Source organism: Pseudomonas sp. MEJ086 (genome assembly GCF_030209025.1).
GTDB lineage: Bacteria > Pseudomonadota > Gammaproteobacteria > Pseudomonadales > Pseudomonadaceae > Aquipseudomonas > Aquipseudomonas fulva_A.
In genome coordinates this window covers 87,418-111,745 of sequence record NZ_JARVSV010000012.1, presented here as the reverse complement: position 1 = coordinate 111,745, position 24,328 = coordinate 87,418, and the positions used below count along the sequence as shown (strand labels likewise).

The following is a 24,328-nucleotide window of genomic DNA, read 5'->3' as shown; positions in this document are numbered from 1 at the left end:
ACCACCTTCTCGATTTCGTCATAACGCCCACAGGGCGGGGCTTTCAGCGGCTGGCACAGCTTCTGCAATGGCCCAGCCAGCGCCTGCACTGGCGTACAAGAATAATGACGAGATCGAGGTTCCCTCTGATGGAAAGCACCAGCACGCTGTCTGCCCCCGCGCAAACGCGCACCACGTCCCAACGCATCAAATCCATTTTCAGCGGCTCGGTCGGCAACCTCGTCGAATGGTACGACTGGTATGTCTACGCCGCTTTCTCGCTGTACTTCGCCAAGGCCTTCTTCCCACAGGGCGACATGACCGCCCAGTTGCTCAACACCGCTGCGATCTTTGCCGTCGGCTTTCTGATGCGCCCCATCGGTGGCTGGCTGATGGGCATCTACGCCGACCGCAAGGGCCGCAAGGCTGCACTTATGGCCTCGGTGCTGCTGATGTGCTTCGGTTCGCTGATCATCGCCCTGACCCCCAGCTATGAAACCATCGGCGTTGCCGCGCCGGTGCTGCTGGTGATCGCACGGCTGCTGCAGGGCCTGTCGGTCGGTGGCGAATACGGCACCTCGGCCACCTACCTGTCGGAGATGGCCACCAAGGAACGCCGCGGCTTTTTCTCCAGCTTCCAGTACGTGACGCTGATCTCCGGCCAGCTCATCGCCCTGGCGGTGCTGATCATCCTGCAGCAGACGCTGACCGTCGAGCAGCTGGAAACCTGGGGCTGGCGTGTGCCGTTCGTGATCGGCGCGCTGTGCGCGGTGGTCGCCATGTACCTGCGTCGCGGCATGGAGGAAACCGACTCGTTCAAGAAGACCGAGGCGCCGAAGGAAAACATCATGCGCACCCTGCTGCGCCATCCCAAGGAGTTGCTCACCGTGGTCGGCCTGACCATGGGCGGCACCCTGGCCTTCTACACCTACACCACCTACATGCAGAAATACCTGGTCAACACCGTGGGCATGAGCAAGAACGACTCGACCATGATCTCGGCCGCCACGCTGTTCCTGTTCATGCTGCTGCAACCGCTGGTGGGCGCGCTGTCCGACAAGATCGGTCGACGCCCGATCCTGATCGCCTTCGGGGTGCTGGGCACGCTGTTCACCTACCCGATCCTCACCACGCTGCACACGGTGCAGAGCTGGTGGGGCGCGTTCTTCCTGATCATGGCGGCGCTGATCATCGTCAGTGGTTACACCTCGATCAACGCGGTGGTGAAGGCCGAGCTGTTCCCCACCGAGATTCGCGCCCTGGGCGTCGGCCTGCCCTACGCGCTGACCGTGTCGATCTTCGGCGGCACCGCCGAATACGTGGCGCTGTGGTTCAAGAGCGTGGGCATGGAGAGCGGCTTCTACTGGTACGTGACCGGTTGCATCGCCTGCTCGCTGCTGGTGTACATCACCATGAAGGACACCCGCACCCACTCGCGGATCACCACGGACTAGCCTGCCAGGCCGGGCGCCCTGAGCGGCGCCCTTCTTAGAACCTGTTCACGATCTTTCGGATCCGCTTCAGCGCTTTGACTGCAAAGTGGCGGAAGCAGCCGTTCGGTTTGGTGGGCTGAAGCCCACCCTACAGCTGAATGGTGGGAGTAGAAGCTCGGTCTACATTCTGTGGGAGCGGGCCATGCCCGCGAAAAAATCGCGGGCATGGCCCGCTCCCACAGGTACTGCACCGATGACCGCTATCGCCTTGTAGCAGGCTATTTATGCCGCCCAAAAAGATCGTCAAAAGGCTCTTAAAGTCGGCAGGCCGCCATGCCGGCCTGCAGCGTCGCCTCGTTCTGAGCGCCGGCGAAGATCAGCTCCAGCCGCGAATCCTTGCGCCACTCGCTGTTCTGCCAGTGCAGCGCCTGCCCCTCCAGGGCATTGACCGACAGCCAGCCGGCATTGGTCTGCACCACCAGCTTGGCGCGCCGCCATGGCAGCGGCGTCAGCCACTGCTGCATCCGCAGCAGGTCGAAACGCTGACTGGGGTGCCAGCGCCAACCGATGCTCCAGCCCTCGGGCTGATCCTGAACCAGGCAGATCGGCTCCTCGGCGCTACGCCAGACGGTGACAGCAGGTAACGGGCCATCCGGCAAGCAGCGGCCATCGGTCACGGTGCCCACTGCATCAGCCAATGGCAGACGGTCGAACGGCAGCAGACCCTGGCTGGTCCAGTACAGTGCATGCGGCAGGCTTCGCGCGATGCGCGCACGGCTCGCCTCATCGACCTCTTCACTCTTGTTCAGCACCAGCAGCCCGGCATGGGGCAAAGCGTCACGCTGGTTGTCGGCGAGCGGCCGATCGGCAGCCAGCGCGGCGGCATCGATCACCATCAGCAGCGGCTGCACCGCCAGCACGCCTTCCCAGGGCGCCTGGCCCAGCTGCTCCAGCAGACTCGAGGGATGCCCCAACCCGGATGGCTCGATGAACAGGCGATCCGGTCTGGCCTTGCGCAACAGTCGACCGAGACCGACCTGAAAAGGCACGCCATTCACACAGCACAGGCAGCCACCGGCCACCTCGCTGAAACTCAGGCCATCCTCGTCACGGCTGAGCAGCGCGGCATCCAGACCGATCTGTCCGAACTCGTTGATCAGCACTGCCCAGCGCTCGTGCGCAGGCCGCTGGGCCAGCAACTGGCGAATCAGGCTGGTCTTGCCAGCGCCCAGTGGGCCGGCGATCAGGTGGGTAGGTATCTGTTTCAGCATGGCGCCATGGTGCCGGTTAGGTGGCCCGAGGAAAAGCTCGGCTTGCGGTAACCTCGCCACAGACTCTACAGTTCTGCATCATTTTCTGGAGTTGGGTCGATGCGCCGTTTGCTGCCTCTGGTGTTGTGTAGTCTCTCCGGCCTGGCCTGGGGCGAAGCCTGTGTGGTGCACAGCCAGGCCGAGCGCCTGGACGTGAAGGTCTGCCAGCAGAACCGCAGCATCCCGCCCAACCTGTTTCGCACCGGTTTCTGCCAGCCGCAGCTCAAGGGCCAGAAGGTCGATGTCAGCTTCGTCGAGCAGTGCCCCACCGGCGCCTTTGGCGTTTGCCGCAACGCCAAGGTGGGCGGCACGCCCTACCAGCAGGACGTTCACTACTACGGGGTAGCCAACGACGCCGCCTACCTCAAGCCATTCTGCGAACAGCAAAGCAAAGGCGTTTGGATGGCCTACTGAGCCGTCATCCAATCGTCATCCACGTGGGTCTTAATACAGTCTCTCTTCGCAGCCGGTCAGGCACTGGCTGCTCTATCGCTGCGCCTGGGCGCAGCTTTTTTTTGCCTGCCGTTCGAGCAGTCGCTGCCGCGTCACGCCAGCCAGTCCAGAGTCAGCAACAAACGCCGCTCTCCTGCCGGCAACGCTGGCGAGCGATGCACCAGACCTCGGCCTTCGTTGCCGATCCAGCGCTCGCCCTTGAGCAGCGCGACATGACCGCAGCCAATCTGCTCGACCACGGCATTGTCCGCCGGCAGCGCCTGGGGGCCACCGAGTTGCTGACGTGATACCGCGCCTTCACGCAGCCACTGACTGCCGGGGCCGGCGTAGCTGGTGATCAGCCGCAACGGCACACGGTCGACGTGGAAACGCGGGCACATGGCACCATCCAGCGCGCGCAGGCGCAAACCGATGCTGCGGGCGTCGAGCAGGCAGGCGTAGGCGCGGATCAGCCAGGCCACGTCGGCGAGAAACGCCGCCTGGCCGGGAATATCGCTGTAGCCGGCGAGCAAGCCGGGCAACGCGGGCTCGGCATCGGCGTCGCTCAGGTCGATGCTCAGCGATTGCGCCAGGGGCTCCCCCTGGGCCAGCAAGGTGCTGGCGAAGCCGGACAGGTGGTCCGGCAGCCTGCGCTGCCAGACCGCCAGATTGACCTCGTCACGCAACGCCTCGCCAAGCACGTCGATCTCTTCACCGCAAACCTGTTGCGGCATCACACGGGGTTTGAACGCCAGGATCATGCGGCCTCCTGCCAGGGTCCGAAAGGATCGGGCAACAGCCGCCAGGCCTCGGTGCCGGCAGCCATTTCCTCGTCGCTGAGCAGGCAGTCGTCCAGCTCCGCGTGCAGCAGCGCAAAGTCGATGTTCTGGCCGATGAATACCAGCTCCTGACGGCAATCACCGCTGGCGGCGTCCCACTGGCGGATGATGCCCTTGAGGCCATCTTCATCCTGGGGCCACTGGCTCTTCGGCACGAAGCGCCACCAGCGCCCGGCCAGGCCGTGGCGCATCAGGCCACCGGCCTGGGACCAGCTGCCGGCTTCCTGATACTTGCTGGCCAGCCAAAAGAACCCCTTGGAGCGCAGCAGCCTGCCGTTGCTCCACTCGCGGCTGAGAAAATCGAAGAAACGCTGGGGATGAAACGGCCGGCGCGCCCGGTAGGCACTGGAGGCGATGCCATACTCTTCGGTTTCCGGTACGTGCTCACCGCGTAGTTCCTTCAGCCAGCCCGGCGACTCGGCGGCACGTTCGAAGTCGAACAGGCCGGTGTCGAGGATCGCCTTCAGCGGTACCGCGCCCATGCTCATCGGCAGAATCTCGGCGCGGGTATTGAGGCCGCGCAGGATGGCAGTCAGCTCTTCGCGCTCGGCCTGGCTGATCAGGTCGATCTTGCTGATCAGCAGCACATCGGCGAACTCGATCTGTTCGATCAGCAGGTCACTGATCGAGCGTTCGTCGTCCTCGCCAAGGGTCTCGCCACGGCTGGCCAGGCTCTGGGCAGCCTGGAAGTCAGGCAGGAAATTCACTCCGTCGACCACCGTGACCAGGGTATCCAGCCGCGCCAGATCGGCCAGGCTCTGACCCTGCTCGTCGCGAAAGGTGAAGGTTTCGGCGATCGGCAATGGTTCGGAAATGCCGGTGGACTCGATCAGCAGGTAATCGAAGCGTCCGTCGCGGGCCAGCTTGCTGACTTCCTCGAGCAGGTCCTCGCGCAGGGTGCAGCAGATGCAGCCGTTGCTCATCTCGACGAGCTTCTCTTCGGCGCGGTTGAGGCTGACATCGCGCTGCACCTCGCTGCCATCGATGTTGATTTCACTCATGTCGTTGACGATCACCGCGACGCGCAGGCCGTCGCGATTCTTCAGCACATGATTGAGCAGGGTGCTCTTGCCGGCGCCGAGAAAGCCGGAAAGCACGGTAACGGGAAGACGGTCGGGCATGGTGGGTTCCTCATCAGCATCAGGTTCACAGGTCACGTTGATGGCGTTCGCGCTGTTCTTCGCGCTCTTTCGCCTCGATACACAGGCTGGCCGTGGGGCGCAGCAGCAAACGACGCAGGCCGATCGGCTCGCCGGTTTCGCGGCACCAGCCGTACTCGCCGCGCGCCAGGCGCTCGAGGGCCTGGTCGATCTTGTCGAGCAACTTCTTTTCCCGCTCCAGCAGGCGCATCTGCCATTGGTGCTGCTCTTCGCGGCTGGCGATGTCGGCCTCGTCAGCGGGCCGCTCCTGCTCGCGCAGCGCGCCGAATTCATCGTCGATGCGTTGCTGCAATTCCTCACGCTGACGGATCAGCAGATCCCGGAAGAAACCCTGTTGGGCTTCGTTCATGTAGTCCTGGGGCGGCAGGGCAAGCAGTTCATCGGCGGTCATGGCGGGCTCACTGGGTTAACTTTAAGTGTTATAACATAACATTTAAAGCCAAATCGTCATGCACGCCAAGCAAGGGTGATCAATGAACCTCCAGACAAACCTGCCCGATATCGCCGCACAGCGCAGTGCCAACTCCGCCACCACCCTCGACTGGGTCGGTATGCGCGGCATCGCTCTGCCCGTGCGGATAGGGGAACAGGCCATCAGCGCGCGAATCGATGCCGGCGTGAGCCTGGACGACGGCCAGACACGCGGTATCCACATGTCACGCCTGTATCTGGCGCTGGCCCACTTGCAGCGCGAACCGCTGTCGCCCGCCTCGTTGCGCCAGGTGCTGCAACGCTTCCTGGACAGCCACCAGGGTCTGTCGCTATGCGCTCACCTGGATCTGCGCGGCGAGTGGCTGATCGAGCGGCCAGCGCTGGTCAGCCCACTGTCCGGCTACAAGGCCTATCCGCTGACCATCCGCTCGCACCTCGACCCGGGCGGTTTTCATCTGGAGCTGGGTTTGCAGGTGAATTACTCCTCGACCTGCCCCTGCTCGGCGGCCCTGGCGCGGCAACTGATCCAGCAGCGCTTCAGCGACGACTTCGCCGAGCGCACGCCGGATTTCGAGCAGACGCATGCCTGGCTGGGCAGCAGTTCCGGCATCGTCGCCACACCGCACAGCCAACGCAGCGATGCACAGATTCGGATTCGCCTGGAGAGCGATGCTGACGCCCTGCCCTTCATCGAACTGCTCGAGCGCTCGGAGGCTGCCCTGGGCACCGCCGTGCAGACCGCCGTCAAACGCGCTGACGAACAGGCCTTTGCCCTGGCCAACGGCCAGAATCTGATGTTCTGCGAGGACGCCGCCCGCCGCCTGCATGAGGCGGTCCTGGCGATGCCCGGCGTCGGCGGCTTGCACATCCAGGTCACCCATGCCGAAAGCCTGCATGCCCATGACGCCGTGGCCTGCGCCAGCCACAACTGGCGCTGAGATACACGGGGGCGCCTGGCCAGGACACTGCGCGTCCGCTGCACCTCCAGTGAGGCAATCGTGGCCCGGGCGCAGAACGCCCCGGGCTGGGTTACCACGCAGCCCGTGGGAACCATCGAGACCACCGCACTGATCGTTCCTCACGCTCCCCGTGGGAACGCCTCGCCAGGACGCTGCGCGTTCGATGCACCTCCCGCGAAGTGACAGCGGAGCGCGCCAAGCTGGAGTACCACGCAGAGCGGGGGGACGGTCCAGCTTTTGCAATTCATAACTGCCTGAAACAACCCTTTTTAGCCGGCTGGCGCTGTCCCTGATTGCTGCCAAGGCGGCGCTGTGCCTGACGTTCAGAGAGGCTTGCATATTGTGTATTCTGGTATACCATAATACTCAACACCACCCAGCCGAAGGAGCTGTCATGAGTTTCGAGATTCGCAAGATCGTCAGCTATGTAGAAGAAACCCTGATCGAAGGCGGCAAGGCCACCGACAAGCCGGTCACCATGGTCGGACTGGCCGTCGTGATCAAGAACCCCTGGGTTGGCAACGGCTTCGTCGAAGACCTCAAACCAGTGATCAAGGCCAACTGCTCCGAGCTGGGTGAATTGATGGTCGCGCGCCTGACCGCCGCCATCGGTGGTGCCGACAAGATCGAAGCCTATGGCAAGGCTGCCGTGGTCGGTGCCGATGGTGAAATCGAGCACGCCTCGGCCGTTATCCACACCCTGCGCTTCGGCAATCACTACCGCGAAGCGGTGAAGGCCAAGAGCTACCTGAGCTTCACCAACAAGCGCGGTGGCCCGGGCACTTCGATCCAGATTCCGATGATGCACAAGGACGACGAAGGCCTGCGCTCGCACTACATCACCCTGGAAATGCAGATCGAAGATGCCCCGCGTGCCGACGAAATCGTCGTGGTACTGGGTGCCGCCAACGGTGGCCGCCTGCATCCGCGTATCGGTAACCGTTACATCGATCTGGAAGAACTGGCCGCCGAGAAGGCGCAGTGATCGGGAGCAGGCCATGATTCGGCATCTCGCTGAACGTACCCCCGCCGGCACCAGTTACCGGGTGATCGGCCAGGGCCAGCCCGTGGTGTTGATCCACGGTGTCGGCCTGACCAAGGACATGTGGGGCGGCCAGGTGGTTGGGCTGGCCCAGCATTTCCAGGTCATCGTCTATGACATGCTCGGCCACGGCGACAGCCCACGACCGGCAGCGGACACCGACCTGGCCGGTTACGCCGACCAGTTGCGTGAACTGCTCGATCACCTCGGCCAGCAGCAAGCCACGGTGATCGGTTTCTCCATGGGCGGCCTGGTGGCTCGCGCCTTCGCGCTGCACTACCCGCAGCGCATCGCCGCCCTGGTGGTACTCAACAGCGTGTTCAACCGCAGCCCCGAGCAACGTGCAGGCGTCATCGAGCGCACTGCCCAGGCCGCCGAACATGGCCCTGACGCCAATGCCGAAGCGGCGCTGTCACGCTGGTTCAGCCGTGAATACCAGGCGGCCAACCCGGCGCAGATCGCCGCCATCCGCCAGACCCTGGCCGGCAACGATGCCCAGGGCTACCTGACCACCTATACGCTGTTCGCCACCCAGGACATGTATCGGGCCGACGATCTGGCCGAGATCCGCGTGCCGACCCTGATCGCCACCGGCGAGCTCGATCCGGGCTCGACACCGCAGATGGCCGAGCAACTGGCGCGCTGTATTCCAGGTGCCAGGGCCGTGGTACTGGCCGAACAACGGCATATGATGCCGGTGGAATCGCCGCGCCTGGTCAACCAGATGCTGCTGGAATTCCTCAGAGAGGCCAGCCAGCTGCAGAACACCGCAAAGGGGATCGTCGCATGACACTCGCACGCTATCAGATGTGCATTGACGGCCAGTGGGTCGACGCGCAGTCCGGCAAGACCTTCGAGAGCCTCGACCCGGCACGCGCTGAGGCCTGGGCGGTGCTCCCGGATGCCGCCGGCGAAGACGTCGAGCGCGCCGTACAGGCCGCTCAGGCAGCGTTCGACAACCCGGCCTGGCGCAACCTGAGCGCCACTGCACGGGGCAAACTGCTGCGTCGTCTCGGCGACCTGATCGCCGAGAACAAGGAAGCCCTGGCCCAGCTGGAAAGCCGCGACAACGGCAAGCTGATCCGCGAAACCCGTGGCCAGGTCGGCTACCTGCCGGAGTTCTTCCACTACACCGCGGGCCTGGCCGACAAGCTCGAAGGCGGCACCCTGCCCCTCGACAAGCCAGACATGTTCGCCTACACCACCCACGAGCCGATTGGCGTGGTAGCCGGGATCATTCCCTGGAACAGCCCGCTGTACCTGACTGCCATCAAGCTCGCGCCAGCCCTGGCAGCGGGCAACACCATCGTGCTCAAGCCCTCGGAGCATGCCTCGGCGACCATCCTCGAACTGGCTCGCCTGGCACTCGAAGCGGGTTTCCCGGCCGGCGTGGTCAACGTGGTCACCGGCTACGGGCCGACCACCGGTGCGGCGCTGACCAGTCACCCGCTGGTACGCAAGATCGCCTTCACCGGCGGCGCCGCCACAGCACGCCATGTGGTGCGTGCCAGTGCGGAGAACTTCGCCAAGCTGTCACTGGAACTGGGCGGCAAGTCGCCGAACATCATCTTCGCCGACGCCGATCTCGACAGCGCCGTGAACGGCGTGGTCGCCGGCATCTACGCCGCCTCCGGGCAGAGTTGCGTGGCCGGGTCGCGGCTGCTGGTGCAGGACAGCATCTACGACGAATTCGTCGAACGCCTGGTCGAACGCGCCAAACGTATCCGCATCGGCAACCCGCAGGACGACGCCAGCGAGATGGGCCCCATGGCCACCGCTCAGCAACTGGCCGTGGTCGAGCGTCTGGTCGCCACTGCCGTCGCCGAAGGCGCGACGTTGCGCCTGGGTGGCAAACGCCCTCAGGTCGACGGCGAAGGCTGGTATTACGAGCCGACCCTGTTCGAGTGCGACGACCACTCGATGACCATCATGCAGGAAGAAGTCTTCGGCCCGGTGGCCTCGGTGATCCGCTTCAAGGACGAGGCCGAAGCGCTGGCCATGGCCAACGACTCGCAGTTCGGCCTTGCCGCCGGCATCTGGACCCGCGACCTAGGCCGCGCCCATCGACTGGCCAAGGGCGTGCGATCAGGCATCATATGGGTCAACACCTACCGTGCCGTATCGGCCATGGCGCCGATCGGTGGTTTCAAGAACAGCGGCTACGGCCGTGAAAGCGGCATCGACTCGGTACTGGCCTACACCGAACTGAAAACGGTGTGGATCAACCTGTCGCAAGCGCCGATGCCCGACCCGTTCGTGATGCGCTGAGCGCATCGAGGAAAGTACAAATGATCGAACCCGGACTGTACAAATCCGTCATGGCCGCCTTCCCCTCGGGGGTGACCATCGTTACCACGCTGGGCCCGGATGGCGGCATCGTCGGGATCACCGCCAGCGCCTTCAGCGCGCTGTCGATCGACCCTGCGCTGGTGCTGTTCTGCCCCAACTACGGCTCCGATTCCTACCCGGTGCTGCGCGACAGCAAGCGCTTCGCGATTCACCTGCTCTCTGCCGAGCAACAGGCCGAAGCCTATGCCTTCGCCGGCAAGGGCAAGGACAAGGCCGCAGGCATCGAATGGACCCTCAGCGAGCAAGGCAACCCGCTGCTGAAAAACGCCGCCGCGATCATCGAGTGCGAGCTGTGGCGCGAGTACGACGGCGGTGATCACGCCATCATGGTAGGCGCAGTGAAGAACCTGATTCTGCCTGAGGTCGCTCCGGTGCCGATGATCTATCACCGCGGCAAGCTCGGCGCCCTGCCGGCGTTGGCTTGATCGACGTGACTTCGGCGAGAACCTAAATCACCGTTGTAGGGTGGACCGGGGCGCGTAGCCGACGCCTCACCTACGCGGCCCGACCCGTCCACCGCTCTGCAATCGCAATGGTGGACAAAAAAAGCGTTGTCCACCCTACGATCCTGAACAAGCTTTAGGTTCCTCGCCGGTAGCGGTAAGAATTCCTCTTTTTACGGCCGCGTTCACTCACCCTCGAGCGCGGCCTGTTTTATTTCGGAGTCGCCATGACACCTGAAGCGTCGCGTCTGTTTCGTCAGTACGCCTACCTCGATGGCCAGTGGTTGGCCGCCGATGAAGGCGGCACCCAAGCCATCTTCAACCCCGCCAATGGCGAAGAGATCGGCCGGGTACCCGACATGGGCAGCGCCGAAGCTCTGCGAGCCATCGCCGCCGCCAATGCCGCCTGGCCAGCCTGGCGTGCGCGCACCGCCAAGGAACGCAGTGCGGTGCTCAAGCGCTGGCATGCGCTGATGCTGGAACATGCTGACGCACTGGCAGAGATCCTTACCCTGGAACAGGGCAAGCCACTGGCCGAAGCCAAGGGCGAAATCCTCTACGCGGCCAGCTTCATCGAGTGGTTCGCCGAGGAAGCCAAGCGCATCTATGGCGACACCATTCCCAGCCACAAGCCCGATGCACGCATCATCGTGACCAAGGAGCCGATTGGCGTGGTCGCAGCCATCACGCCGTGGAACTTTCCGGCGGCGATGATCACCCGCAAGGTCGGCCCGGCGCTGGCCGCTGGCTGCCCCTGCATCGTCAAGCCGGCGCCGGAAACGCCGTTTTCCGCACTGGCGCTGGCGGTGCTCGCCGAGGAAGCGGGCATTCCCCCCGGCATCTTCAACGTGATTACCGGCGACGCGGTGGCCATCGGCAACGAGCTGTGCGCCAGCGCCACGGTGCGCAAGCTGTCGTTCACCGGCTCCACGCCGATCGGCAAGCTGTTGATGCAGCAGTGCGCCAGCACCTTGAAGAAGGTCTCTCTGGAACTGGGCGGCAATGCGCCGTTCATCGTCTTCGACGATGCCGATCTGGAGCGTGCGGTGGACGGCGCGCTGATCGCCAAATTCCGCAATGCCGGGCAGACCTGCGTGTGCGTGAACCGCTTTCTGGTGCAGGACGGCATCCATGACGCCTTCGTCGCCCGCCTGGCCGAGCGCGTAGGCGAACTGAAGGTCGCCGATGGTTTTGCCGAAGGCGCGCAACAGGGCCCGCTGATCAATGAGCGGGCTGTGGATAAAGTCGCTGATCACGTCGCCGATGCCCTGGGCAAAGGCGCCAGGCTGATCTGCGGCGGCGAGCGTCACGCGCTGGGCCACGGTTTCTATCAGCCCACGGTGCTGGCCGAGGTCACCACCGGCATGAAGGTCGCACGCGAGGAAACCTTCGGCCCACTGGCTGCGGTGTTCCGCTTCCGCGACGAAGCCGAAGCGCTGCACATGGCCAACGATACCGAGTTCGGCCTGGCCGCTTATTGCTACACCCGCGACCTCGGCCGCGCCTGGCGCATGAGCGAGGGCTTGGAGTACGGCATGGTCGGCATCAACGAAGGGCTGATTTCCACCGAAGTGGCGCCTTTCGGCGGCATCAAGGCGTCGGGCCTGGGCCGCGAAGGCTCGCACTATGGCATCGACGACTATCTGGAAATCAAATACACCTTGATGGGTGGGCTTTGAGGTTAAGGCGACTGGGTTAAGGCGATAGCAGCCTTTCGTAGTCGGGGGACAATTGGTGGGCTAAAGCCCACCCTACGGCTAGATGCGCGGCTGTAGGGTGGGCTTCAGCCCACCAAATCGAAGGTCCGCTATCGCCTTACAGCGGCCTCACTGCGAATTAAACCGGGAGAGCGACCATGAGCAACGACAAGTACGAGAAGGGCCTGCAGATCCGCACCCAGGTGCTGGGCGAGGATTACGTGAAGCGCTCGGTGGAGAATGCCGACGACTTCAACCGCCCGCTGCAGGAGCTGGTCACCGAATACTGCTGGGGGCATGTGTGGGGTCGTGAAGGCTTATCGATGCAGGAACGCAGCATGATAAACTTGGCCATGATTTCCGCGCTCAACCGCCCGCACGAGCTGAAGTTGCACATTCGCGGCGCCCTGCGCAACGGTCTCAGCCGCGAGCAGATCCGCGAGATTCTGCTGCAGGTCGGCATTTACTGCGGTGTGCCTGCCGCAGTCGACAGCTTCCGCATCGCCCGTGAAGCGTTCGCCGAAGCGGATGCCGAAGCCCAGCAGGCCGAGGCATAGTTTGAGTGATCCCATACCTATAACTCGAGCCCTAACCATGAAACGCCAGCCGATCGACGATAGCTTCAAGGTCAACCGCAACCCCGTGACCCTGCGGGAGATCGTTCTGGACAAGCTGCGCAGCGCCATCATGAACTTCCAGCTGCTACCCGGCGACCGCCTGGTGGAGCGCGATCTGTGCGATCGGTTGGGGGTCAGCCGCACCTCGGTGCGCGAGGCGCTGCGCCATCTCGAGTCGGAAGGCCTGGTGGAATTCGCCGACGCCAAGGGCCCACGCGTGGCGATCATCACCCTGGAAGACGCCTGCGATCTCTACGAGCTGCGCTGCGTGCTGGAAGGCATGATCGTCCAGCTGTTCACCCTGCGCGCCCGCGCCAAGGACATCCGCGCCCTGGAGCGCGCGCTGGAGAACAACCGCCAGACCCTCGAAGAGGGCGAGCTGCCGGACGTCCTGGAGTCGGTTCAGGAGTTCTACAACGTGCTGATGGAAGGCTCGGGCAACGACATCGCCGCCACCCAGCTGCGCCAGTTGCAGGCGCGCATCAGCTACCTGCGGGCCACCTCGGTATCGCAGACCAACCGACGCAGCACCAGCAATCAGGAAATGGAGCGGATGGTCGAGGCGATCAAGAGTGGCGACCCGCTGGCCGCTCACCAGGCGTCGGTCGATCACGTACGTGCCGCGGCCAAGGTCGCCCTGGAGTACCTGGAAGCCAAACAGGAAGGTGCCAAGGCGCGGGACATCGTCGCCCCCATCGGTCTGAAAGACCCGCGTATCGGGAGCTGACCCCCATGCCCAGCCCGCGCTTCTGTCAGCAATGCGGCGGCGCGACGCTGGAACGGCGCCGCCCGGCCGGCGACGACCATTCACGGCTGGTATGCGCCGGCTGCGGGCATATCCATTACGAAAACCCGAAGATAATCACCGGCTGCATCATCGAGCAGGACGGCCGCTATCTACTCTGCCAACGCGCCATCGCGCCGCGCGTCGGCACCTGGACGCTGCCCGCAGGGTTCATGGAAAACGGCGAAACCACCGAAGAGGCGGCGCTGCGTGAAGTGCGCGAGGAGGCCGGCGTGGTCGCCGAAATCCTCTGCCCCTACTCGGTGTTCAGCGTGCCCTCGATCAGCGAGGTGTACCTGATCTTCCGCGCCCGGCTGCTGCACGATACCGGCTACTTCGGCAGTGAAACCCTGGCTCGCCGCTTCTTCGCCCCCGAGGACATCCCCTGGGAGCAGATCTACTACCCGGCCATCCGCCAGATTCTCGAACGCTACATCGCCGAACGCGAAGCGGGCATCTACGGGATCTACATGGGCAGCGACGACACCGGCAAGGTGCACTTCATCCGCTGAGCCTGGCCGCGCCGCCGCCCGCCGTCGCGCTGCAGCCATACGGGCGATCCCGAACCGCTGTGAACCCACGAGCCTGCCGTCGACCACAAAGCACTTGCAGAGCAGCCCATCTGGCGCTATTAATTTGTACATGATTAGACAGGTTCGATTCGACAAGAAAACCCGCGTGGTTCGCGCCCTGGCCGAACGCATCGAGCAAGGCGTGCTCGGCGCCGGTGAGCGCCTACCCGGCGAACACGAGCTGGCGGCGGCCTTCGATGTCAGCCGCGGTACGCTGCGCGAGGCGCTTTCCGAGCTCAAGCGACGCAATTACATCGGCACCCAGCCGGGGGTCGGCTCCGTGGTCACCTACGACGGCGTGCCTCTGCACCAGGGCGGAGGCTGGGCGCAGGCCCTCGCCGCCGGGGGTGTGCAGATACGGACCGAGCTGCTGGGCATCAGCGGTGTGGAGCTAGAGGAGTTTGCCGAACGCTTCGGCCGCGCTCGCTTCATGCTGATCGAGCGCCGGCGGCGGGCTGCCGATGACAGCCTGGTGTCCCTCGAGCGTGCACTGATTCCGGCCTGTGATGGCCTGGAGAACCTGGCCGAGGAGGGCCTGCTCGACGACTCGCTGACCGCCACGCTGGCCGCCCATGGCTATCGGGCCGGGCAGGGCAAGCAGTGGATCGGTGCCGCGCCGCTCGACGATGAGGCGGCCAGCCAGCTGCAGCGCACGCCGGGCAGCGTATTCCTCAAGGTGGTGAGGGAAACCTTCGATAGCCGCGGGCGTTTCATGGAGCGCGTCGAGAGCTACCTCGACCCCGTCCATTTCCAACTTCATCTCGATTTCGGAGGCGCACCGTGAGCCTTTTTCCCGCGGCGCGAGACCGCGCGCTCGGCGCATTCCATGGGCTGGCACTGGGCGATGCGCTCGGCATGCCGACTCAATCGCTGTCACGCGAGCAGATTCACACGCGCTATGGCCACATCGAAGGCCTGATCGATGCGGACGACGATCAACCCATCGCCCCGAACATGCCGGCTGGCGCTATTACCGACGATACCGAGCAGGCGATTCTGGTCGGCGAACTGCTGGTCGAAGGCCAAGGCCGCATCGCACCGACTGACCTGGCACAGCGCCTGATCGACTGGGAAGCGGTCATGCGCGCCAAGGGTTCGCAGGATCTGCTCGGCCCTTCGACCAAGCGGGCGATCGAGATGATTCTCGCCGGCGCCAGTCCGGAACAAGCCGGGCGCTTCGGCACCACCAATGGTGCGGCGATGCGCATCACCCCGGTGGGTATCGCCGCCGATGTACGTGACCACGAGCATTTCATGGCTCAGGTGCTGCAGGCCTGCCAGGTGACCCACAACACCGGCCTGGGTATCGCCAGCGCCGCCGCCGTGGCAGCGGTGGTGTCAGCCGGCATCAATGGCGACGACCTGACCAGCGCATTGGCTCTGGGCATCGAAGCCGCGCGCGAAGGCCAGAAGCGCGGTCACTGGGTGGCGGGCGGCAATATCGCTGCACGCATCGAGTGGAGCGCTCGGCTCTGCGACGCAACCAGCCCCGACGCATTGCCCGGTTTGATCTACGAGGTGATCGGCACCTCGGTGGCATCCCAGGAGTCCGTGGTCGCCGCATTCGCCCTGGCGCGTGCCGTCGCCAATGGGCAACTGACGCCTTATCAGGCCTTGTGCATGGCCGCCAGCCTGGGCGGCGATACCGATACCATCGCCGCCGTCCTCGGCGCCATGCTCGGCGCGACCCATGGCCTGGAGGCCTGGCCGAGCGCGGCGCTGGCTCAAGTCTGTGCGGTGAGCCAAATCGACCTGGCACCGTTGACCGACCAATTGCTTGCCTTGCGAACGACTTGAACCCCATGGGTGGCCGCCCGTGCGGTCACTCAGCCCTGCCAACAACAGCAACTATCGCAGGAGTCATGCCATGCGTGCATCCGAACAGGTGGGCCAGTTGGAAACCCGCGGCATCGAGCCCGTCCCCGAAAATGAATGCAACGGTCATCCGCTGCAGCTGTTCTGGGTCTGGTTCGCGGCCAATATCAGCATCCTCGGCTTGCCACTGGGCGCCACGCTGATCGCCTTCCAGGGGCTGTCGATCTGGCAGGCGCTGATCGTCGCGATTGTCGGTGCCGGTGGCTCCTTCGCCATCGTCGGCCTGCTGTCGATTGCCGGCCGCCGAGGTCGCGCTCCGAGCCTGACGCTGTCGCGGGCGATCTTCGGCATGCGCGGCAATATCGGTCCGACCCTGGTATCGCTTGGCTCGCGTCTGGGCTGGGAAACCGTCAACACCACCACGGCGGCCTTCGTACTGCTGTCGTTGGTGTCGATCATTCAGGGCACGCCGGTGGAGGCCAAGTCCGCACCGCTCCTCACGCTGCTGTTCATCGGCCTGTTCGTGCTGCTCACCTTGTGCGTATCTGGGCTCGGCCATGCCACGTTGTTGGTGATTCAGAAATGGGCAACCTGGGTGTTCGGCGCGCTGAACCTGGTGGTTGGCAGCTTTCTGGCCCTGCATATCGACTGGGCCCTGGTGTGGGCGGCGACACCGGCGCCGATGTCCGCCGTGCTGATCGGCGTCGGCACCATGGCCGCGGGTACGGGCATCGGCTGGGCCAATGCTGGCGCCGACATGTCGCGCTACCAGCACAAGAGCGTGCGGGCAGCCGGGCTGGTGGCCTCGGCGGCCTTTGGCGCGGGAATTCCGCTGGTGCTGCTGATCACCCTCGGTGGCCTGATCTCGGTGGGTAATGACCACCTCGCGTCGGCGACCGACCCCATCGTGGCGATTCGCGAGCTGCTGCCGACCTGGATGGCGGTGCCCTACCTGATCACCGCGTTCGGCGGCTTGCTGCTGTCCAACAACCTGTCGGTCTACTCCGCGGGCCTGACCACCCTGACCCTCGGCCTCAAGGTCAAGCGGGTCTACGCCGTGGTGGTGGACATCGTGGTGATCTTCATCGGCTCGATCTATTTCATGTTGATCGCCGAGAGTTTCTACGGCCCGTTCATCACCTTCATCTCCATGCTGGCCGTGCCGATCACCGCCTGGGTGGGTATCTTCCTGGTCGACTTGCGGCACCGCCAGCGCTACGAGGCGGCCGACCTGATGAACGTCAGCCCGAGCAGCGCCTACTGGTACGCCGGCGGCGTGGAATGGCGCGCCCTGGGCGCCTGGGCAGTGGCGATCGTGCTGGGTTTCAGCTTCACCACCGTGAAAATCGGCGCCGACAACGTGCTGTTCCATGGCTGGCTGGCCGACTCCTGGTTTGGCCACAATGGCCTCGGCTGGATCATCACCTTCATCGTCGCTGGCGGCCTCTACGCGCTGCTCGGTGGCTGTCGTGACCGCCGTGCCGCCGTGACTCACGAGGCCAGCCATGGCCGCTAGATTGCTGTACAGCGGCCAGGTCGTCGTCGACCTGGTGATGGCGGTCGACGCCTTGCCGAGCGTCGGCCAGGATGTACTGGCCAGCAGCGCGGCGTTCGAGGTGGGCGGTGGTTTCAATGTCATGGCGGCGGCCGCACGCAATGGCCTGAGCACCTGCTACCTGGGTCGTCACGGGGTCGGTCGTTTTGGTGACATGGCGCGCCACGCCATGGCAGTGGAAGGTATCGAATGCCGCCTGCCGCCAAGCACGGGCGGCGATACCGGCCTGTGCGTCGCGCTGACCGACGCCAGTGCCGAGCGCTCGTTCATTTCCCATGTCGGGGCCGAGGGCGTATTGCAGGCCCATGACCTCCGTAACGAAACCGCCGCTGCCGAAGACTGGGTGATGGTCAGCGGCTACAGCCTGCTGCATACCGGCAAGGCCGCTTCCCTGCTGAGCTGGCTGCAGCAAGGCGGTGCTGCCGGCACTCTGGTGTTCGATCCGGGCCCGCTGGCCTGCAACCCGGCTCTACCAGGCGCCGAGCAGTTACTTGATCGGCTGGCAATCTGGAGCAGCAACCGTGAAGAAGCCCTGCAATTTACCGCTGCCGACAGCCTGGAACAGGCTCTGCAGCGACTGACAGCACGCCTGCCGGAAGGAGCACTGGTGATCCTGCGTGACGGTCCGCAGGGCTGCTGGCTGGCCCGTGACGATTGGCGTCAGCAGGTACCGGGCTTTGCCGTGCAAGCGCTGGATACCAATGGCGCTGGTGATGCCCACATCGGCGTATTTCTGGCCAGCCTGGCTGCAGGGTTTTCCGAGCAGGCCGCCGCCGCGCGCGCCAATGCCGCAGCGGCCATTGCGGTGACCCGTCGCGGGCCGGCAACCTGTCCGCCGGCCGTCGAGCTCGATGCCTTTCTGGCAGCGCAGAGCGTGGTCTGATCTGAGTGGGTTGGCCGAGTCCGTCAACGCCTGACGGCTCGGTTGCCTGCCAACAGCCCATGCAAACGGCGCATCCAGCGTCGAGCAGCGAAAGCTGAACCCGGTCGTTCAGCCCTCCGCCATCCATTCAGGGCGCCATGCCCTCGACGATGATCACTTCCGAGCGCGCGGCGCCGGCCCGGTAGCTGCTGGCTTCCTGGTAGGCCTCGGAGCGGTAGCAGGCGACGGCCTGATCGTACGATGGGAATTCGATCACCACGCTACGCTGTGGTGTGGTCCGGCCTTCCTGGGCTTCGGAACGGCCGCCGCGGGCCAGAAATCTGCCACCGAAGGCGGCGAAGGCCGCCGGGGCGCGCTTGGTGTATTCCACATAGCGCTCGGGGTCGGTGACGTCCACGTGCGCGATCCAGTAACCCTTCATGATTGACCTCCTTTAATTTGATTTCGTATTACGGTATACCATAATTTAAAATAACCCAGCCGACGAGATCCGCCATGCCCTTCCATCCCATCCGTGAACTCATCGATGACTTCCGCCAGGGCAAGATGGTGCTGCTGGTCGATGACGAAGACCGCGAGAACGAGGGCGACCTGCTGCTCGCTGCGCAGTTCTGCACGCCTCAGGCGATCAACTTCATGGCCCGTGAAGCCCGCGGGCTGATCTGCCTGACCCTGACCGACGAGCACTGCCAGCGTCTGGGTCTGGAGCAGATGGTACCGAGTAACGGTAGCGTGTTTTCCACCGCCTTCACCGTTTCCATCGAAGCCGCCAGCGGCATCAGCACGGGCATTTCCGCCGCCGACCGTGCGCACACGGTGCTGACTGCCGTTGCGCCTGGCGCGAAGGCCGCCGACCTGGTGCAGCCCGGCCACATCTTCCCGCTGAGAGCCAAGGAAGGCGGCGTACTGACCCGCGCCGGGCACACCGAGGCGGGCTGCGATCTGGCCAGGCTGGCCGGCCTGACCCCGGCGGCGGTGATCGTCGAAGTCATGAACGAGGATGGCAGCATGGCGCGCCGCCCGCAGCTTGAGGCCTTCGCCCACTCCCACGGCATCAGGATCGGCACCATCGCCGACCTCATCCAGCACCGCCTGAGCACCGAGCACACCATTACCCGCATCGGCGAACGCGAGCTGCCCACCGTGCACGGCGAGTTCCGCCTGATCACCTATGAAGACCGCATCGCCGGGGGCGTGCACATGGCCATGGTGATGGGCGATATCCGTCATGACGAGCCGACCCTGGCGCGCGTGCATGCCATCGATCCGCTGCGCGATCTGGTAGGCGCCGAATACACCGGCCCGCGCAGCTGGACGCTATGGGCCGCTCTGGAACGCATCGCCGCCGACGGCAAGGGCGTCGTCGTGGTGCTGGCCAACCACGAGTCGTCCCAGGCGCTGCTCGAGCGCGTCCCGCAACTGACCCAGCCGCAGCGCCCGTTCAATCGCGGACAGACACGGGTCTATTCGGAGGTCGGCACCGGGGCACAGATTCTGCAGGACCTCGGCGTCGGCAAGCTGCGTCACCTGGGCCCGCCGCTCAAGTACGCGGGTCTTGCCGGCTATGAACTGGAGGTTGTCGAGACCGTGCCCTTCGAGTGAGCGGAGGCCACGGATGACCGGTTGCGCAAGCGGGACAAGAAGTGTGGCAAAGCGCTTGCGGAAAGTTTGGAATACCATAATATGATATCCCTAAGGCCAGCCAGTTTATCGTGTGCCCCGCAAGAACCTGTTCACGATCTAGCGAGCTAGAGCACTACAAGGCAAAAACAAGCGAGGAAGCGGAGTTTACGAGCTGTAAATGAGCATTCTGAGCTTGTTTTTAACGCAGTAGGGCCGACGCGCAGCAGATCATGAACAGGTTCTAAGGGAAAATCACAAAGACAGCACCCGATATCGGCCGCCATTCAGATCCCCTGGATCCACTGCTCCGGTTAAGCGGGCACAACGCTCGCTTGCGAAAAAACACAACAAAGAGGGCAAGCAAGATGGTGTTTATCAAAGGTGTGACCTCGGTGCTCGCCGCGAGCATTCTGAGTGCAGCAGTCGCCACCACGGCCTCTGCCGAAACCGTCAACTTCGTGAGCTGGGGCGGTAGCACCCAGGACGCGCAGAAGGCCGCCTGGGCGGATCCGTTCAGCAAGAGCAGCGGCGTCACGGTGGTGCAGGACGGACCGACCGACTACGGCAAGCTCAAGGCCATGGTCGAGAGCGGCAACGTGCAGTGGGACGTGGTCGACGTGGAAGCCGACTTCGCCCTGCGCGCGGCCGCCGAAGGTCTGCTGGAGCCGCTGGACTTCGGCGTCATCGAGCGTGAGAAGATCGACCCGCGCTTCGTCTCCGATCACGGTGTCGGTTCGTTCTTCTTTTCCTTCGTGCTCGGCTACAACGAGGGCAGCCTCGGCAACAAGAAGCCGGAAGACTGGAGCGCCCTGTTCGACACCGCGACCTACCCCGGCAAACGCGCCCTGTACAAGTGGCCGAGCCCGGGCGTGATCGAACTGGCCCTGCTGGCTGACGGTGTTGCCGCCGACAAGCTGTACCCGCTGGATCTGGATCGCGCCTTCAAGAAACTCGACACCATCAAGAAAGACATCGTCTGGTGGGGCGGCGGCGCACAGTCGCAGCAACTCCTGGCTTCCGGCGAGGCGAGCCTCGGTCAGTTCTGGAACGGCCGTATCTATGCCTTGCAGGAAGAAGGCGCACCGGTAGCGGCAAGCTGGAAGCAGAACCTGGTCATGGCCGACTTCCTGGTCATCCCCAAGGGTGCCAAGAACAAGGACGCGGCCATGAAGTTCCTGGCTCACGCCAGCGGCGCCAAGGGCCAGGCCGACTTCGCCAACCTCACCGCCTACGCGCCGGTCAACGTCGACAGCGTGCAGCGCCTGGACTCGGTGCTGGCACCGAACCTGCCCACCGCGCACGTGAGCGATCAGATCACCCTGGACTACGCCTACTGGGCGAAGAACGGGGCGGACATCGCCACCCGCTGGAACGAATGGCTGGTGAAGTGAGATGACCGCGCTCCGTACCCCTGAGGTCGGTGCAGCAAACCGTCGGCGCGACAGCGCCGACGGTAACGCGGAACGGGCGGCGCGCTGGCGCGGCGCCCCGTACCTGCTGCCGGCCCTGCTGTTCCTCGGGTTGTTCTTCCTGACGCCGCTGATCGGCCTGCTGCTGCGCGGCGTGCTGGAGCCGGAGCCAGGGCTGGGCAACTACGCACAACTGTTCGCCAATTCGGCCTACTCCAAGGTGCTGTTCAACACCTTCGCGGTAGCCGGGCTGGTGACCGTGATCAGCCTGCTGCTGGGGTTCCCCCTGGCCTGGGCGATCACCCTGATGCCGCGCGGCTGGGGCCGCTGGCTGCTGAATATCGTCCTGCTGTCGATGTGGACCAGCCTGCTGGCACGCACCTACTCCTGGCTGGTGCTGTTGCAGTCCTCGGGCGTGGTGAACAAGACGCTGATGGCCATGGGCATCATCGATCAGCCCCTGGAGATGGTGCACAACCTGACCGGTGTGGTGATCGGCATGAGCTACATCATGATTCCGTTCATCGTGCTGCCACTGCAGGCGACCATGAGCGCCATCGACCCGATGGTCTTGCAGGCCGGCTCGATCTGCGGCGCCAGCCCATGGCGCAACTTCTTCAAGGTATTCCTGCCGTTGTGCAGGCCGGGCATTTTCTCGGGTGGTCTGATGGTCTTCGTGATGTCCCTGGGTTACTACGTGACCCCGGCGCTGCTTGGCGGCGCGCAGAACATGATGCTGCCCGAATTCATCATCCAGCAGGTGCAATCGTTCCTTAACTGGGGCATTGCCAGCGCGGCGGCAGCCTTGCTGATCCTCATCACGCTGGTGCTGTTCTACGTCTACTTGAAGCTGCAACCGGAATCGCCGGTGGCTTCCAGCACTGCGAGGTAAACGCCATGCTGCTGTCACCCAATGCCATGGGCCGCGGCCTGCGCTACGGCCTCAATACGGTCACCGCGCTGATCGCCGTGTTCCTGCTGCTACCGATTCTGTTCATCGTGCTGCTGTCGTTCGGCTCCTCGCAGTGGCTGGTGTTTCCGCCACCGGGCTGGACGTTCAAGTGGTACGGGCAGTTCTTCTCCAACGCCCAGTGGATGGACTCGGCGCTGGTCAGCCTCAAGGTGGCCTTGCTGACGACCATCTGCGCGGTCGCCATCGGCATGCCCAGCGCCTTCGCCCTGGTACGTGGCCGCTTCCCTGGCCGTGAGCTGCTGTTCGCGCTGTTCACCCTGCCGATGATCGTGCCACTGGTGATCATCGCCGTGGCGGTCTACGCCTTGTTCCTCAAGCTCGGCTACACCGGCACGCTGTTCGCCTTCGTGGTCAGCCACGTGATCGTCGCGCTGCCGTTTACCATCATCTCGATCATCAACTCGCTGAAGCTGTTCGATCAGTCCATCGAGGATGCCGCGGTGATCTGCGGCGCCACGCGCCTGCAGGCCATCGTCAAGGTGACCTTCCCGGCGATCCGTCCGGGCCTGGTGGCCGGCGGCCTGTTCGCCTTCCTGGTTTCCTGGGACGAAGTGGTGCTCAGCGTGATGATGGCCAGCCCCGGCCTGCAGACGCTGCCGGTGAAGATGTGGACGACGCTGCGCCAGGATCTCACCCCCGTGATCGCCGTCGCCTCGACGCTGCTGATCGGTCTTTCCCTGCTGGTCATGGTCATCGCCGCCATCGTGCGCCGGCGCACCGACGTCAAAGCCTGAGTGCCGAGGAGAATTTCATGAGTGCTGTCATCCAAGAAAACCGGGCACCACAAACGCTGGTCAGCCTGCGCAACCTGAACAAGCATTACGGCGACTTCACCGCTGTGGATAACATTTCCCTGGAGATCCAGGAGGGCGAATTCCTCACCTTTCTCGGCTCCAGCGGCTCGGGCAAGAGCACCACGCTGTCGATGCTGGCCGGCTTCGAAACCCCCAGCTCCGGGGAAATCCTGGTCGAGGGCAAATCCCTGGTCAACGTGCCGCCGCACAAGCGCGATATCGGCATGGTGTTCCAGCGCTACTCGCTGTTTCCGCACCTCGACGTGCGCCAGAACATCGCCTTTCCCCTGGCGATCCGCAAACTGAGTGCCGCCGAGCAGCAGCGCCAGGTCGAGGCCATGCTCAAGCTGGTGCAGCTCGGCGAGTTCGCGCACCGCCGTCCGGCGCAACTTTCCGGCGGCCAGCAACAGCGCGTGGCGATTGCCCGCGCGCTGGTCTACGAACCGCGCATCCTGCTGATGGACGAACCCCTCGGCGCGCTGGACAAGAAGCTGCGTGAAGACCTGCAGGACGAGTTGCGTCACCTGCATCGGCGCCTAGGCATCACCATCGTCTACGTGACCCACGATCAGGAGGAAGCCATGCGCCTGTCACAGCGTATCGCCATCTTCAGCCACGGCAAGATCGTCGGTCTGGGCAGCGGTTATGACCTTTACCAGAACCCGCCAAACGCCTTCGTCGCCTCCTTCCTCGGCAACTCCAACTTCCTGCGGACGAAGGTCAGTGGCCAGGCCGCCGTGCAGTTCGAGCAGCAGAGCCTGTCGATCACCCCGACCGCCAATCTGCAGAACGATCAGGACGTACTGCTGATGCTGCGCCCGGAAAAAGCCCAGGTGCTGCCGCAACAAGTCGCTGCGCAGACGCCCCTGCCAGCGGGCTGGAACGAGATCCCCGTGCAGGTCGCCGAAGTGGTGTTCCTTGGCGAGAGCCTGACCTGCCACGTGGTCACACCCGGCGGCTGCCACCTGACCCTCAAGGCCATGGGCAGCGGCCTGCAACCCCTGCAGCCTGGCGCCCAGGCGCGTGTGCGCTGGGCCGCCAGCGATGCCTGCCTGTACGACAGCTGGAACGAGAGCGACCTGACCAAGGGCGCCGGAGCGCACTGAGTGGTTGTGCGATATGTCTTGGTAAAGCAGTCGGCATAGTCAACGCCAAAACCTGTGGGAGCGGGCGGGGACGCCTAGTCCATGCCCGCTCCCACACTGGATCGCTGAAAGCCTCTCAACCG

25 protein-coding genes are annotated in these 24,328 nt (G+C 64.3%); 20 read left to right on the top strand and 5 right to left on the bottom strand.

The genetic code is table 11. From position 1 onward, the window contains the following. Positions 1 to 128: 128 nt before the first annotated feature. Positions 129 to 1,433 carry an MFS transporter gene (locus QRN22_RS09710; RefSeq protein WP_042553422.1) on the top strand — a complete coding sequence of 435 codons (1,305 nt, stop codon included), beginning with the start codon at positions 129 to 131 and terminating at the stop codon, positions 1,431 to 1,433. A gap of 293 nt (positions 1,434 to 1,726) precedes the next feature. On the opposite strand, the gene QRN22_RS09705 is transcribed toward QRN22_RS09710, so the two are convergent. Then, positions 1,727 to 2,683, bottom strand: coding sequence for a CobW family GTP-binding protein (locus QRN22_RS09705; RefSeq protein ID WP_042553423.1), 957 nt, complete (start codon positions 2,681 to 2,683; stop codon positions 1,727 to 1,729). Between the two features lie 99 nt (positions 2,684 to 2,782). Between QRN22_RS09705 and QRN22_RS09700 the strand changes: the two genes are divergently transcribed. Further along, positions 2,783 to 3,136: a hypothetical protein gene (locus tag QRN22_RS09700; RefSeq protein ID WP_042553424.1), complete on the top strand. Its 354-nt coding sequence runs from the start codon at positions 2,783 to 2,785 to the stop codon at positions 3,134 to 3,136. A gap of 131 nt (positions 3,137 to 3,267) precedes the next feature. Here the strand turns inward: QRN22_RS09700 and QRN22_RS09695 are convergent, their stop codons facing one another. From QRN22_RS09695 to dksA, 3 genes are read right to left on the bottom strand one after another with little or no spacing between them, the layout of a single operon-like run. Further along, on the bottom strand, positions 3,268 to 3,915 hold the full coding sequence (locus QRN22_RS09695; RefSeq protein ID WP_042553425.1) for a DUF1826 domain-containing protein: 648 nt from the start codon (positions 3,913 to 3,915) through the stop codon (positions 3,268 to 3,270). Continuing rightward, positions 3,912 to 5,114 (bottom strand): zinc metallochaperone GTPase ZigA, encoded by a 1,203-nt coding sequence (zigA, locus tag QRN22_RS09690; protein WP_042553426.1) that lies wholly within the window; start codon positions 5,112 to 5,114, stop codon positions 3,912 to 3,914. The genes QRN22_RS09695 and zigA overlap by 4 nt, the downstream gene beginning before the upstream one ends. 25 nt (positions 5,115 to 5,139) lie before the next feature. Further along, complete coding sequence (gene dksA, locus QRN22_RS09685; protein ID WP_042553427.1) at positions 5,140 to 5,544, bottom strand: RNA polymerase-binding protein DksA; 405 nt, start codon at positions 5,542 to 5,544, stop codon at positions 5,140 to 5,142. An 82-nt stretch (positions 5,545 to 5,626) separates the two neighbouring features. On the opposite strand from dksA, the gene folE2 reads away from it, so the two are divergent. The 13 genes from folE2 to QRN22_RS09620 all read left to right on the top strand — a co-directional run bounded on the left by folE2 (position 5,627) and on the right by QRN22_RS09620 (position 18,301). Beyond that, a complete protein-coding gene (gene folE2 / locus QRN22_RS09680; protein ID WP_042553428.1) occupies positions 5,627 to 6,523 on the top strand; it encodes a GTP cyclohydrolase FolE2 in 897 nt (298 codons plus the stop codon). Between the two features lie 415 nt (positions 6,524 to 6,938). Continuing rightward, a complete protein-coding gene (locus tag QRN22_RS09675; protein ID WP_042553429.1) occupies positions 6,939 to 7,529 on the top strand; it encodes an amino acid synthesis family protein in 591 nt (196 codons plus the stop codon). A gap of 13 nt (positions 7,530 to 7,542) precedes the next feature. Beyond that, a complete protein-coding gene (locus QRN22_RS09670; protein WP_042553430.1) occupies positions 7,543 to 8,376 on the top strand; it encodes an alpha/beta fold hydrolase in 834 nt (277 codons plus the stop codon). Then, entirely contained in the window at positions 8,373 to 9,854 is a 1,482-nt protein-coding gene (locus tag QRN22_RS09665; protein WP_042553431.1) for an aldehyde dehydrogenase, read from the top strand. Before QRN22_RS09670 ends, QRN22_RS09665 begins: the two co-directional genes overlap by 4 nt. 20 nt (positions 9,855 to 9,874) lie before the next feature. After that, entirely contained in the window at positions 9,875 to 10,360 is a 486-nt protein-coding gene (locus tag QRN22_RS09660) for a flavin reductase family protein (protein ID WP_042553432.1), read from the top strand. A gap of 245 nt (positions 10,361 to 10,605) precedes the next feature. Next, positions 10,606 to 12,057, top strand: a complete 1,452-nt coding sequence (locus QRN22_RS09655; protein WP_042553433.1) for an NAD-dependent succinate-semialdehyde dehydrogenase — start codon at positions 10,606 to 10,608, stop codon at positions 12,055 to 12,057. Positions 12,058 to 12,233: 176 nt separating this feature from the next. Beyond that, complete coding sequence (locus tag QRN22_RS09650) at positions 12,234 to 12,632, top strand: carboxymuconolactone decarboxylase family protein (protein ID WP_042553434.1); 399 nt, start codon at positions 12,234 to 12,236, stop codon at positions 12,630 to 12,632. Between the two features lie 37 nt (positions 12,633 to 12,669). Further along, positions 12,670 to 13,419: a GntR family transcriptional regulator gene (locus QRN22_RS09645; RefSeq protein ID WP_042553435.1), complete on the top strand. Its 750-nt coding sequence runs from the start codon at positions 12,670 to 12,672 to the stop codon at positions 13,417 to 13,419. Positions 13,420 to 13,424: 5 nt separating this feature from the next. After that, entirely contained in the window at positions 13,425 to 13,988 is a 564-nt protein-coding gene (locus tag QRN22_RS09640) for an NUDIX hydrolase (protein WP_042553436.1), read from the top strand. A gap of 130 nt (positions 13,989 to 14,118) precedes the next feature. After that, the gene (locus QRN22_RS09635; protein ID WP_042553437.1) at positions 14,119 to 14,832 is read left to right on the top strand and encodes a GntR family transcriptional regulator; all 714 of its coding nucleotides are present in this window, start codon (positions 14,119 to 14,121) and stop codon (positions 14,830 to 14,832) included. Then, positions 14,829 to 15,845, top strand: coding sequence for an ADP-ribosylglycohydrolase family protein (locus QRN22_RS09630; RefSeq protein WP_042553438.1), 1,017 nt, complete (start codon positions 14,829 to 14,831; stop codon positions 15,843 to 15,845). Before QRN22_RS09635 ends, QRN22_RS09630 begins: the two co-directional genes overlap by 4 nt. A gap of 70 nt (positions 15,846 to 15,915) precedes the next feature. Next, positions 15,916 to 17,379, top strand: a complete 1,464-nt coding sequence (locus QRN22_RS09625) for a purine-cytosine permease family protein (RefSeq protein ID WP_042553439.1) — start codon at positions 15,916 to 15,918, stop codon at positions 17,377 to 17,379. Then, positions 17,369 to 18,301, top strand: coding sequence for a PfkB family carbohydrate kinase (locus QRN22_RS09620; protein WP_042553440.1), 933 nt, complete (start codon positions 17,369 to 17,371; stop codon positions 18,299 to 18,301). Before QRN22_RS09625 ends, QRN22_RS09620 begins: the two co-directional genes overlap by 11 nt. A 127-nt stretch (positions 18,302 to 18,428) precedes the next feature. Here QRN22_RS09620 and QRN22_RS09615 read toward each other — a convergent pair whose 3' ends face one another. Further along, complete coding sequence (locus QRN22_RS09615) at positions 18,429 to 18,722, bottom strand: DUF1330 domain-containing protein (protein ID WP_042553441.1); 294 nt, start codon at positions 18,720 to 18,722, stop codon at positions 18,429 to 18,431. Between the two features lie 74 nt (positions 18,723 to 18,796). Here QRN22_RS09615 and ribBA point away from each other — a divergent pair, with 74 nt between their 5' ends. The 5 genes from ribBA to QRN22_RS09590 all read left to right on the top strand — a co-directional run bounded on the left by ribBA (position 18,797) and on the right by QRN22_RS09590 (position 24,206). After that, on the top strand, positions 18,797 to 19,903 hold the full coding sequence (ribBA, locus tag QRN22_RS09610) for a bifunctional 3,4-dihydroxy-2-butanone-4-phosphate synthase/GTP cyclohydrolase II (protein WP_042553442.1): 1,107 nt from the start codon (positions 18,797 to 18,799) through the stop codon (positions 19,901 to 19,903). 386 nt (positions 19,904 to 20,289) lie between these two features. Further along, entirely contained in the window at positions 20,290 to 21,315 is a 1,026-nt protein-coding gene (locus tag QRN22_RS09605; protein ID WP_042553443.1) for a polyamine ABC transporter substrate-binding protein, read from the top strand. A 1-nt stretch (position 21,316) separates the two neighbouring features. Next, positions 21,317 to 22,225, top strand: a complete 909-nt coding sequence (locus tag QRN22_RS09600) for an ABC transporter permease (RefSeq protein ID WP_042553444.1) — start codon at positions 21,317 to 21,319, stop codon at positions 22,223 to 22,225. A gap of 5 nt (positions 22,226 to 22,230) precedes the next feature. Beyond that, the gene (locus QRN22_RS09595) at positions 22,231 to 23,040 is read left to right on the top strand and encodes an ABC transporter permease (protein WP_042553445.1); all 810 of its coding nucleotides are present in this window, start codon (positions 22,231 to 22,233) and stop codon (positions 23,038 to 23,040) included. Between the two features lie 17 nt (positions 23,041 to 23,057). Further along, positions 23,058 to 24,206, top strand: coding sequence for an ABC transporter ATP-binding protein (locus QRN22_RS09590; protein WP_042553446.1), 1,149 nt, complete (start codon positions 23,058 to 23,060; stop codon positions 24,204 to 24,206). Positions 24,207 to 24,328: the final 122 nt, after the last annotated feature.